This is a genomic window from Spongiibacter sp. (assembly GCF_984394615.1).
Window position 1 is genome coordinate 96212 of the sequence record NZ_CFHTQA010000006.1, and the last position, 10200, is coordinate 106411.

Genomic DNA, 10200 nt, shown 5'->3' on the forward strand with positions numbered 1-10200 from the left:
TCATTTCCCACCCCTGGGGCATGCCTTTGCCCTGCTGGGGGAGATGCATGCCCCGTTTTTTTATGGAGCATCATCATGTCCCTCAATACTTTTACTGGTAACACTGCTGATAACACCTGTTCTGAATCCGTCGGCCAATGCGACTTGCTCGAACAAGATTCTTCCTCCCTCGACATCAGTCTGCCGGACTTTGTGTCCGAATTCGGTGACGAACTACTGGATTCACTCAACCGCGCCAATCCCCCGGTGTATACCGGGCAGGCACGGGCATACCATGAAACCATTCTTGGCGGCCTGAAGCGGCAACTGTTTCCCGCCCAGGCCGACGTGGTTCATGCCGTCACCGAGTTGCTGATCAATCGTGGTGAACGGGCCGCCATCGTCAATGGCGAAATGGGCTGTGGCAAGACGACCGTTGGCATTGCCACGGCCGCCGTCCTCAATGCCGAAGGCTACCGCCGCACCCTGGTGCTCTCACCTCCCCACCTGGTCTACAAGTGGCGACGGGAAATCCAGGAGACGGTCGCCGACGCCAAGGTCTGGGTTCTCAACGGCCCGGACACTCTGGTCAAACTTCTCAAGCTGCGCGAGCGGTTGGGCGTGCCCTCCCAGGGACTGGAATTCTTTGTCCTGGGCCGTGTGCGCATGCGCATGGGTTTTCACTGGAAGCCGGTGTTTGTACGACGGCGTACCCGCCATGGCGACGTGGGGACCTGTCCAAATTGTGGTCAGGTCATCACCGATCTGGACGGCGAGCCCATCAATCCAGTTGAGCTGGAGGCGGAGGACTCCCGTCGTAGCTGTGGCCACTGTGCCTCGGCGCTGTGGACCCTGATGCGGCCCCGGCGCCTGTCGGTCAATGACCAGTCTCAGGCTGTGCTGAAGGCATTGAAACGTATTCCCACCATCGGCGAGGTTACTGCCCAGAAGCTGATGAAAACCTTTGGGGAATCGTTCCTAGCCTCCATGCTGGGCGACAATCTGTACGAGTTCATCAACCTGATGGACAGTGACGGTGAACTGGTATTCTCCGATCGCCAGGCCCAGCGCATGGAACGCGCCATGGCCAACATGGAGTTCGGCTTTGGTGAAGGGGGCTATCAACCCTCGGAATTCGTCAAACGCTACCTGCCGCAGGGCACGTTCGACCTGCTCATCGCCGACGAGGCGCACGAGTACAAGAACGCTGGCTCCGCACAGGGGCAGGCCATGGGCGTACTGGCGGCCAAGGCGCGCAAGACGCTATTGCTCACCGGCACCCTGATGGGCGGCTACGGAGACGATATCTTTTATCTGCTGTTCCGCGCCTTGCCCGGACGAATGATCGAAGACGGCTACCGGCCCGGTAAACAAGGTAGTCTGACGCCCGCGGCGATGGCGTTTATGCGCGATCACGGTGTGCTTAAGGATATTTATTCCGAGAGCAACGGCTCAGCCCACAAGACCGCCAAGGGCAGCAAAATCACGGTGCGAACCGTGAAAGCCCCCGGATTTGGTCCCAAGGGTGTGTTGCGCTGTGTACTGCCGTTCACGGTATTCCTCAAGTTGAAGGACATTGGTGGCAATGTGCTGCCGCCCTATGACGAGGAATTTCGCGAGGTAGCTATGGATAGTGAGCAAGCGCAGGCCTACTCCCGCCTGGCGGGGCAATTGACCGCTGAGTTGAAGCAGGCCCTGGCGCGCCGCGACACGACGCTGCTGGGCGTGGTACTCAATGTTCTCCTGGCTTGGCCAGACACCTGCTTTCGGGCAGAGACGGTCAAACATCCTCGCACCCGTGACTTGCTGGCGTTTACGCCGTCATTGTTCACTGATCTGGACGTCATGCCCAAGGAACAGGAGCTGAGTGACATCTGCCGGGAGGAGAAAGCTGCCGATCGCAAGGTGCTGGTCTACAGCGTCTATACCGGGACACGGGACACCACGTCTCGGCTGAAGGTGCTGCTGGAGCAGGAAGGCTTCAAGGTGGCGGTACTGCGCGCCAGCGTGGATGCCTCCCGCCGGGAAGACTGGATCGTCGACAAGCTCGACCGCGGTATCGATGTGCTCATCACCAACCCGGAACTGGTCAAGACCGGGCTGGATCTGCTGGAGTTTCCGACGATTGTGTTCATGCAATCCGGGTACAACGTCTACAGTCTGCAGCAGGCCTCCCGGCGTTCCTGGCGCATCGGCCAGAAGCAACCGGTCAAAGTGATCTACCTCGGCTACGCGGCCACCTCGCAGATGACCTGCCTGGGGCTGATGGCGAAAAAAATCGCCGTTTCCCAAAGCACCTCTGGCGATGTGCCGGAATCCGGGCTTGATGCCCTTAATCAGGACGGTGATTCGGTGGAAGTGGCTTTGGCTAGGCAGTTGGTAAACTGAGTATTGTTTGATCTGATCTTGGCGGCCCCTTCGGGGGCCGTATTTATTACAACGCAAGGTGATTTGAGGCGGGAATCAGTCTAGCCAAGAACTACCGGGATTAACGCGCTGCATGTGTTCAAAGGCATCCTCGAAAGGCTCTTCATCAATCGATGCCCCTCGATTCAAAGCGTCCCCAAAATGTAGCAACGAGAGCGTAAAATAGTATTGATCCGAAAAGAGGACGTGTTCATGACAGGACTCTTTAAGCCACTGTGGTGTGTCGTGATACTCGCTAGCCATGGAATTGCCGATATCCCGACGCCGGGCAGCCAGCGACCCTTCAGGTACAGGGATCGGTGGTCTACTCCTAGTCTTGTAATAAAGCCCTGACTTGAGAGCCGCCTTACTGGAACGAGTCCATAGAATAAAACCATCCCTGGACACAACCAGCACCGACCGCCTGGTTGTGAACTGGAGCCAGCGCAAGATCGCAGCAATCAAGGACACGTCATAGCGCGTTGCGCAAGCACCCAACACATCAAAATCCGCTCTCTCTGAGACTTGGATCTGAGTGCGAAAATCATCAAGAGGCATCAGCAGGGTCGCAGCAAAGTCGTTGGCCTGGTACTCAAGCTGGCCGTATTCAGAATCCCACCCAGCCATATCCTCGGTACTACACTGAAACCCCTCGGGATAGTGCAAACGATGAAGCAAGTAATGCCCGAACTCATGGCCAAGCGTGAAATTTATCCGTCCCGGGGACTGCGTGTTGTTGTAGATGATTCCCCATCCCCTCTTTCCAGGCGGTGCTGGCGTCAAGGCCCCTTCGAAACCAGGGAGATCCGCCCCCTTAATCATAGTCAGTGGGTCATCAGGGAATTTTTGGGCAGAGATTTCCCGCGCAACCTCGCTCACGTTAACCGGAAACCGGTCATTGCCAAACACAGTTCTCAGTACGATTGAAATCTCATTGGCAACACGCTTTGGACGGGGAGTATTCGTCATTCATCTTTCCAAAGATCGACCATCTGCCGGATTTTTTCTTTAACCTCTGGCGACATTTGGCGGTACTCCCGATAAAACATCCGGTCGGTGGAATCTTCCTCATTAACCTCACCGCCAACGAAGTAATCAATGGTGACGCCCAATGCCGCTGCCAGACTGGAAAGCTTCTCTGCTGAAGGGCGGGGCGGGTTGCGGTTCTCCAGCTCCCAGACATAGCTCTTGCTACAGTTTGCTTTGTTCGCGAGCTGCTCCAATGTAAGCCCCTTCCGCTTGCGGAGCTCAAAGATCTTTTCGCCGACTGTAGATGCCATGGTTAACCACTTTCCAAATCAAAGTTCACAACTCCGAACAATAATACCTTGACATCCGAATTTCAAGCGGCATAATAATTCCAGAGTACTGAACATTAATTATTGGAGTATCGCACACCTTCAGCTCATATAGGGCTTGAAGAGCAAAAAATACACCATATTTAGTAATATCTAAATGTGTGGAACGGCCCGTAACAACTAAGGTGAGAATACTCGCAGTGGCAGATCAACAAAAGCTTAAGCCCGCAAATGGGCGCTACAACACTAACGATGAAACGAAGAAGGTCGTTTGGATCCAAGCTGCCGGTCACTGCGAACTCTGTGGTAGTGATCTGATGTACGACTACCGCACAGGCCAGCCCATGAAATGGGGGGAGGTTGCCCATATCCTGCCGGCCAGCCCCAAAGGCCCCCGGGCACAGGCGGAGCATGATGACGCAAAAGCGCAGGCGCTCACACACGACTCCGCCAACCTCATGCTCCTATGTCCCAGCTGTCACGACAAAATTGATCGTGATGCAGACGGGTACCCGGAGAGCGACTTGAGCGGCCTACACCAAGCGTACTTGGAACGCATTCGGCTCGCGGCTACGGCGCCAGATGGCGGCCGGGCGATTCCTGTAATTGTGCAGAGCCAGCACTTTGAGACGATCAATGAAATTCCCGTTCGCGATTTGTTGGTTGCAATGTCTTCTGAAGGGCTAACAGCTTTCGATCACGGCATCAAAATCACTTTTCCCTCACCCGGACCTCGCGGTAGGGATGAAGCCTACTGGCAGAATATCAAGGACAATATCCACCATAACCTGGAGCAGCAATTAAGACGCCGTGGAGGCACCTATGGCGATGCGCCTGCGCTAGCTGTGGTGGGCCTAGCCGACATTCCGGCACTAATGTTACTGGGACAGGCCATAGGAGACCGCTCCAAACGTCTGCTCTTTTCCTTTAACCGCGAGCATCACCTGCGCTGGCCCGATCTGTCCGCTGAGCCACCAAAGTTTCTGTTCACTCCTCCGCCAGATGGCGATGGCCCACTAGCACTAGTGCTATCCATCTCCGCGCTGGTCCCGCATCGCGATGTGGAAGAGGCTTTACCCGGTACACGTATCGCTGAACTGAGCATTCCTGAACCCAGCTATATGATGGTCCAGAACCGTCGTGTTATTCACGCATTCCGCGACGCTCTCCAAATCCGCTTGAGCCAACTCGAAGCCATGACTGCGAGCACGATCCATGTGTTCGCAGCAATCCCAGCCGCACTAGCAGTTGAGTTTGGCGCCTTGCTCACCACCCAACACCAGCATCCGTACCTAATCTTTGACCGGGATAAGGACAACCAAAACCAGTTCAAGCCAACACTACATTTGGCCCCCCAGGCCCAGGAGGCCTCATAATGTCTATGATCATTGAGCAAACCAAGCGTGACAGCTGGGAACATTTCCTGCTTCGTGCAGCAAGAGAGATCTCGTTGTCGGAACCCTTGTACGACAAAATCAATGATCGTTACTCCCAACTAGAGAAAATCCTCTCCACCTCCGATAACCCACTGCTGGCTGGCGCACATATTTTTGTCCAGGGATCCATGAGGTTGAAGACCACTATCAAGCCCGTCTCCGGTGCACCAGCGGAAATGGATACAATCGACGCAGATGCCATTGTCTGGCTACCTCATGCGCAAGGGGCTGAAGCCCATGAAGTTCTTGAAGCAGTTGAGCAACGCTTCACTGAAGGCAGCCGCGTTCAGGAAGAGATTAAACCTTTACGTCGCGGGATACGGATTGTTTACGCCGACGAGAACCCTGGTTTTCATATTGATGTCACTCCTGCCCGTGCGATTAATGGCAACGCGAAAGAAAAGGGTGAGGGAAAACTGGAGGTGCCGGATCGAGAGATGGGTTGGAAGGCAAGCAGTCCAATCCCCTACTCTAACTGGTTAGAAATTGCCTCTACCCAACAAATTACCTTGGAAAGCCTGGCGATAGCAAAAAGTCAACACACTTTTGATGAAGCAACGCAGGATCCCTTGCCTGACTATCAGGACTACCTCGATCAGGATCCGCTTCGCGCAGCGATAAAGTTACTGAAGCGGCATCGGGATGAATGGGCCATCCGAACTAAGAATGAGGATTATCGCCCCATTTCCGCCGTTATCACGACTTTGGCCACCCATGCCTATCTTGATGTGGTTGAAGAGTCAAGGTTAACGCCACTACAACCATTGGATGCAATTCTGGAAATCGTTCGCCGGATGCCACAACATATCCGTTTTGAGGGTAATAGAAGTTTCATCTATAACCCCAAAGACAACGGCGAGAACTTCGCCGAGAAGTGGAATAAGCCGCTTAAGGGGCAACGATATAGCCAGGCTTTCCAAGAATGGCACTTGAGTGCTAGAGAGTCGGTATCTCTGGGGCTGGAGAATTTCGAATCTGCAGAGTCCTTTGCCAAGGCAGTGAAAGAGAACTTCGGTATGGGCGGAACATTTATTTCTGATGTCAATAACGAAATTCCAGCAAACTGGTCTATGCCGGGCCGACCTGCAGGGACCACCCGAAACTCACTGGCAATGGGGTCACTCTTTGGAGGGTTAGTTGCCGGGGCGACCTCTCAGGAAGACATTAAACCCGTTGAACGCCTTGGCTGAGCACCTCGAGCACCCCGTTAAAAGGGGTATCACAGCACTCCGTGACTTTCTTGGCGAAGACAATGCAAGCGCATTGCTTCGGTCCGCCCCTCTGAAATCTGGCGAGGCAGCCAGCTTCTACTATCCGCTGCCAACTGATTACACTGGAGAACAGCGACAACTGCGTATCAGCTTTCCATCTAACTTTCCTCAGGGGGAGCTTAAACTCGTTGTCGAGCCATCTCCTTGGCTAATTTGGCCCCATGCCATGGAATCAGGACTCTGCCTACATGGTTTTCGGGAGCGCCCCATCACGGGCACACCCGAGCTTATAGTAGAAGACAGTATGTCTCGCCTGAGAAAAATTATAGCCTTGTCCGTGGAGGGTTCATGCAAAGCTCGGCGTGACATCGAGTTTCAGAATGAAGTCACCTCTTACTGGTTCAGGCAGCACGGCCCATCTGTACAGAACCTGCTCCTGCTGGACCGACCCCACAGTGCGTCAAAACTATTCGCCCTCAGTGCTCCGAACCAAATGTTACCTTCAGGCCAAGAGACGGTTTGGATGGCAACCAATACGTCCGTACTCAAGAAACACTTCAAACGTATGATGGGACGATCAGTAACAATTCGAGCGGCGGAAACCCCCAGCTTCTATGCCAAGTTGCAGAGCTACCCGGACATCCGCACTCCTGCGCCAGAGGATTTGCTACCATGGTTCACACCGCACTTGAAGAAAGGCGACTCTGGCCAACTATTCTCATGGTTTCGTGAGACAAGTTCATTAACCTCCCGATGGATTGCCTTGGAGCTTCCAGGGGATACACGCGCTCCGATCTACTGTCTCAACATTCGCTCTTCTAACTCGCAAACCAACCGGGGCGCAACCTTCAACTTGCGCACTGCGCGCCGACGGCCTGCCAAGGCTGCTAATAAAGCCCCCACGCTCATCCGCTCGGCTAATCTGGATGTGCTTGATCGGAACGAAATTTTATCCCGCGACCTCAGCGGCATTGCCGCTAGTCTTGAAGGTTCTCGCGTCGTTTGCATCGGCGTCGGATCGCTTGGTAGTTCAGTGGCCATGCAGCTAGCTCGTTCCGGCGTCGGCCACCTGACTCTTATCGATTACGAGACATTGGTTTCAGCCAACCTTGGCAGACACGTTCTAGGAATAGATGACTTGGGAAAGGCAAAGGCCGTAGCACTCCGGGACAAACTTTTAAAAGATTTACCAACCATCGAAGTCACCGCCTATGCCACCTTCGCCGAGGTTGTATTGCAACAGATGCCCGAAGTATTCGAGAAAGCAGATCTGGTTGTAATCACCACCGCTGAATGGGAATCAGAATCCTCTTTTTGGAAAGCTAAATCAGACAACGCTTCCTGGGGATTGATTCAGGCTTGGAGCGAGCCGTACACCCAGATTGGGCATGCCCTCTTGGCTCCGGCTGGAGCATTTGATGCTAGACACCTGTTCAGCGAAAGTGGTGACTTCAAGCACAAGTTCACTGAGTGGCCGGAAGGGGGTGTGGTCTCACTCCCCGCTTGTGGTGAAAGCTTTATTCCTGGTGGCTCCCTGGGAATGACAAATATCGCTTCCATGGTATCGCAGACTGTTTTGCGTACCTTGAGCGGAAAAAGCGAGGGAACGACCTGGATCAGCAGTATTAACAGGCCCCATGACATTGCAAGCCTTGGAGGAAACTACCTTGGGCCTGAACTGCCAGAAGGAATGCAACAGGCTTTGCTGGAGCGCGGATGGCCGAAGAGAGCGGACGGAACCGAATGACGGATATCGCTTGGCGGTGGCGTTGGCCTGGGGTGGACCATGAACTCCTGGTATCCCAGTCAGTCGCCGATGTATTAAGTAACCATCGGCAAAAAGGAGGTGCAACGGAATGTGGGGGACAATTGTTCGTAGATCCCAACGGTCGGTCAGGATTACTGCTTACTTTGGCTACTCCTCCTCACAACGCCGACCGTGCAGGTAGAACCTGGCTGGAACTGGACGCGGAGCGTTGCCGACAAGAGGTATCGAACGCCAATATCCTTGGGCTACGCCTCGTAGGATATTGGCATACACATCCCCAAACTGTTCCCGCTATTTCACCTATCGACGCAGGAAGTTTCTTCAGGTTTACCTCACACCATACTCAGGAATTGCCTCATCCGATAGCCATCATTGTTGGTAAATCCAAAAAGCCCGATGGAATCAAGGCATGGTCCTTCAGGAGTGGCCACTATGTCGAGGCAATGCGAACCAAATGAGCACCTACTCACAGTGGCTGCCCGCTGCTCAACGTTTGGCTCTATCCGTTAGCATCAAAGCGAAAAGCTCTGCCTGGAAACGAGCATCCTCCAATGCGTTATGTGTCGGCGCACTGTATGGTTTGAGTTTATCAGCCATTTGGGAGGATTTCGTTCCCTTCCAACTGCAACCTGTAGATCCCATGAAGTAGGCTTTCATATCAATCGCAGTGAAGCCAAAGGGATTGGCTCCCAAATATTTGTGGAAGTAGTAATTAATGAAAGACCAATCGAACGGGGCATTGAGTCCGACAAAAACAGGTTTCTGACCAGGCCGGAGCGAGGACTTTAACCATTGTTCAAACAGAATCATCGCCTCGCTTGGAGCCATACCCTCAAGGTCCAACCTACTCATGTCCAAACCCGTCACGGCAACCGCTTCAGGATCGTGAGTCTCGCTGTCGGGCTTCAGCTCAAGGTAGATAGACCTTGCAGGCTCATCTACCAAGCAAGCGCCAATCGAAAGTAGGCTATATACTCCAGGTGCCGGACCGGAGGTTTCGACATCAACGGAAATGTAAAGCTCATCTTCAATCATGCCAAACCCATACAATCAATTCCCATTGTGGGTTACGCGAAACATTGCATCATGCTGTTATCTGTTACCCCGTTGGATCCGTCTGTACATTTCCCCAAGTATTGTACCATGATTAAACATATCATCAGTTTCTCGCTCAGTTCCCGCTCCCCCTGTTTTAGATCACCTCACTCCCACCGCTCAGTTGCGTACCATATTGCGGCATACGCTCATACCGCACGCAACCATGGATGAATAGCCCGGTCGCAAAACGATATACCTTGCTCATAACAGACGGCAATAGCCCCGACCCTGCGGCAATATCCACCCGCCCCACTACACCCTTCGGCTCCCGAACAATACCAATTTCACCAAACCAGATGATGAACTGAAATTTTGCGCGCCGCCCAAAAGCCCCTAGCCCAAATCGACAGGGGTGTTGAAGGATGACCCAGCTTCATTTCCCCCGCATCCGAAGCAACCCAAACCATTAACCCCTGAATCTTGCCGAAGTTCATATATCTTAAGACTACACGGATTCTCCGCAACCCAGAAAAGCCACGGAACCAGACCAAACCGGACCCAATCATATCAAATCATTGCACCAACAACATTGTTCGTGTCATCATGGCAGCTTGCCCAGATTTTGACTTCACACAGGCAAATCATGTCTGAACGTTGGCTATCGGTCGAAGAAATCGCCGAGTATCTAGGAGTTAGCAAGGACAGTGTCTATGCGTGGATTCGAGGGCGGAATATGCCGGCCCATCGTATTGGGCGACTTTGGAAATTCAAGGCACAGGAAGTGGACGAATGGGTGAAGTCGCAAGGCGCAGCCGAGAGTGGCGATGAAAGCCGCGAATAATGGATATTTCAATACGCGAGGGATTACGTCTGGGACAGCCAGATTTTATTCCTTCAGCACTCTAATTGGGAGCGCCGAGTAATGCATCAGAATTCAGTTGGATGGAAAAACCCGAATGCCCGTTCCAATAATTGATCTCTTCGCCGGCCCGGGAGGTTTGGGAGAGGGGTTTGTAGTGGTCAAGTAAAACTGGCCACGGGTTTGTAAGTTTTCCAGTACATAC

The 10200-nt window shown here is 53.4% G+C and carries 9 protein-coding genes; 6 read left to right on the forward strand and 3 right to left on the reverse strand.

Annotated elements, in window-relative coordinates:
- Window positions 1-75: 75 nt before the first annotated feature.
- Window positions 76-2367: a DEAD/DEAH box helicase gene (locus AC5DB9_RS04315; RefSeq protein ID WP_272994547.1), complete on the forward strand. Its 2292-nt coding sequence runs from the start codon at window positions 76-78 to the stop codon at window positions 2365-2367.
- 75 nt (window positions 2368-2442) lie between these two features.
- Here AC5DB9_RS04315 and AC5DB9_RS04320 read toward each other — a convergent pair whose 3' ends face one another.
- Together AC5DB9_RS04320 and AC5DB9_RS04325 are read right to left on the reverse strand one after the other, a co-directional pair.
- Window positions 2443-3354: an ImmA/IrrE family metallo-endopeptidase gene (locus tag AC5DB9_RS04320; protein WP_272994545.1), complete on the reverse strand. Its 912-nt coding sequence runs from the start codon at window positions 3352-3354 to the stop codon at window positions 2443-2445.
- On the reverse strand, window positions 3351-3665 hold the full coding sequence (locus tag AC5DB9_RS04325) for a helix-turn-helix domain-containing protein (protein WP_272994543.1): 315 nt from the start codon (window positions 3663-3665) through the stop codon (window positions 3351-3353). The genes AC5DB9_RS04320 and AC5DB9_RS04325 overlap by 4 nt, the downstream gene beginning before the upstream one ends.
- Window positions 3666-3883: 218 nt before the next feature.
- On the opposite strand from AC5DB9_RS04325, the gene AC5DB9_RS04330 reads away from it, so the two are divergent.
- From AC5DB9_RS04330 to AC5DB9_RS04345, 4 genes are all read left to right on the forward strand, one after another.
- Window positions 3884-5059 (forward strand): HNH endonuclease, encoded by a 1176-nt coding sequence (locus AC5DB9_RS04330; RefSeq protein ID WP_272994541.1) that lies wholly within the window; start codon window positions 3884-3886, stop codon window positions 5057-5059.
- Window positions 5059-6309 carry a nucleotidyltransferase domain-containing protein gene (locus AC5DB9_RS04335; RefSeq protein WP_272994540.1) on the forward strand — a complete coding sequence of 417 codons (1251 nt, stop codon included), beginning with the start codon at window positions 5059-5061 and terminating at the stop codon, window positions 6307-6309. The genes AC5DB9_RS04330 and AC5DB9_RS04335 overlap by 1 nt, the downstream gene beginning before the upstream one ends.
- A 544-nt stretch (window positions 6310-6853) precedes the next feature.
- On the forward strand, window positions 6854-8077 hold the full coding sequence (locus AC5DB9_RS04340; protein WP_272994539.1) for a HesA/MoeB/ThiF family protein: 1224 nt from the start codon (window positions 6854-6856) through the stop codon (window positions 8075-8077).
- On the forward strand, window positions 8074-8556 hold the full coding sequence (locus tag AC5DB9_RS04345) for a Mov34/MPN/PAD-1 family protein (RefSeq protein ID WP_353744101.1): 483 nt from the start codon (window positions 8074-8076) through the stop codon (window positions 8554-8556). Before AC5DB9_RS04340 ends, AC5DB9_RS04345 begins: the two co-directional genes overlap by 4 nt.
- Before the next feature lie 28 nt (window positions 8557-8584).
- Here the strand turns inward: AC5DB9_RS04345 and AC5DB9_RS04350 are convergent, their stop codons facing one another.
- Entirely contained in the window at window positions 8585-9133 is a 549-nt protein-coding gene (locus tag AC5DB9_RS04350) for a 3'-5' exonuclease (protein ID WP_272994537.1), read from the reverse strand.
- Window positions 9134-9779: 646 nt separating this feature from the next.
- On the opposite strand from AC5DB9_RS04350, the gene AC5DB9_RS04355 reads away from it, so the two are divergent.
- Window positions 9780-9977 (forward strand): helix-turn-helix domain-containing protein, encoded by a 198-nt coding sequence (locus tag AC5DB9_RS04355; protein WP_272994535.1) that lies wholly within the window; start codon window positions 9780-9782, stop codon window positions 9975-9977.
- Window positions 9978-10200: the final 223 nt, after the last annotated feature.